At 44.9% G+C, this 1,325-nt stretch carries 1 protein-coding gene; it reads left to right on the top strand.

What is annotated here, in order from left to right:
• Nucleotides 1-54 precede the first annotated feature (54 nt).
• The gene (gene xerA, locus IEW94_RS16745; protein ID WP_188655231.1) at nt 55-1,179 is read left to right on the top strand and encodes a site-specific tyrosine recombinase/integron integrase; all 1,125 of its coding nucleotides are present in this window, start codon (nt 55-57) and stop codon (nt 1,177-1,179) included.
• The last annotated feature ends 146 nt before the right edge of the window (nt 1,180-1,325 follow it).

Genomic DNA, 1,325 nt, shown 5'->3' with positions numbered 1-1,325 from the left:
ACGAATATAACATATTATTTCATTAACATTGTTTTGAAACGGAAAAAAACACCCATGGAACGATCGATTACACTAAAGCACCTGCTGATCGGAAACAAGAAGTGCATTGGGCTCCAATACCACGCTGACAAGGTCACCCAGGCTCTGGTCAGCACATTGCCTGAGCTGGAATGGAGCGATCGGTTCAACATGCACTATGTGCCCAACAGTGAACCGAACCTGAAAGCGATCTTTAAAAAGCTTAAGGGCACGGTTTGGGTCAACGGCAACTATTTCTTCCGGGACAGGCCGCTGAAGGATACGGCGGGGACGATTGACGTTCAATGGTTCAGGACCCGTAAGCACAAGGAAGGCTATAGGACATGCCCGGAGGATTACCTCAAAAAACTGGAACTCAAGAAATACGCCAACAGCACCGTTAAAAACTATGTGGCATGTTTCGAGTCCTTCATAAACCATTACAAGGATGTGGATTTAGTTGAATTGGATGAAAATGACATCAGGGACTACCTGCAAAGGCTAGTACAGGAAAGGCGCTCCAACTCTTACATCAACCAGGCCATCAATGCCATAAAGTTCTATTATGAGGTAGTACTGGGCATGCCCAATAGGTTCTATGCGATCGAGAGGCCAAGAAAGGAACATAAGCTGCCAAAGGTACTTTCCAAGGAGGAGGTGCTCGCCATGATAGACAGCACGAACAACATCAAGCATAGATGTATAGTCAGTCTTTTGTACAGTTCAGGTCTGAGGCGCAGCGAACTGTTGGACCTCAAGCCCGTTGACATTGACGGCAAAAGGATGTTGGTCAAGGTCAGGCAGGCCAAGAACAACAAGGACAGGCTGACGGTCTTGAGCAAAAGTGTTTTGGAAGACCTCAGAACATATTACAGGGCACATAGGCCAAAGGAATATTTGTTTGAAGGCCCGGTTCCAGGTGAAAGGTACAGCGCCTCAAGCGTGTTGAAAATTGTGTCCATGGCCGGTGAAAGGGCCGGGATCAAAGAAAGGGTGAGCCCCCATATGTTGCGGCACAGTTTTGCGACACATTTGTTGGAGGACGGAACGGATCTTCGCCATATCCAGATGTTGCTAGGGCACAGCTCTACCAAGACCACTGAAATTTACACACATGTGGCAACAAACACATTCATGAATGTAAAAGATTTACTATCTTAGTTGCTACAATAGAAATATAGTTACCTTGGTAACTATATACATACGTTGTACATAATGCTGAAAAAACTGAATTACATATCAATTTTCGTTCTGATTTTAATCAGTATTTCGTGCAAAAACGAAAGGAAAAATAACGGACTGAACTC

It is taken from the genome of Yeosuana aromativorans (assembly GCF_014646655.1).
GTDB classification, from domain to species: Bacteria; Bacteroidota; Bacteroidia; order Flavobacteriales; family Flavobacteriaceae; genus Yeosuana; species Yeosuana aromativorans.
The sequence above is the reverse complement of the archived record's forward strand: the minus strand, read 5'-3'. Positions and strand labels throughout refer to the sequence as shown.

What these genes read in the sequence shown, in the direction of transcription:
- xerA (WP_188655231.1), top strand. Translation starts at nt 55, where the DNA reads ATGGAACGATCGATTACACTAAAGCACCTGCTGATCGGAAACAAGAAG.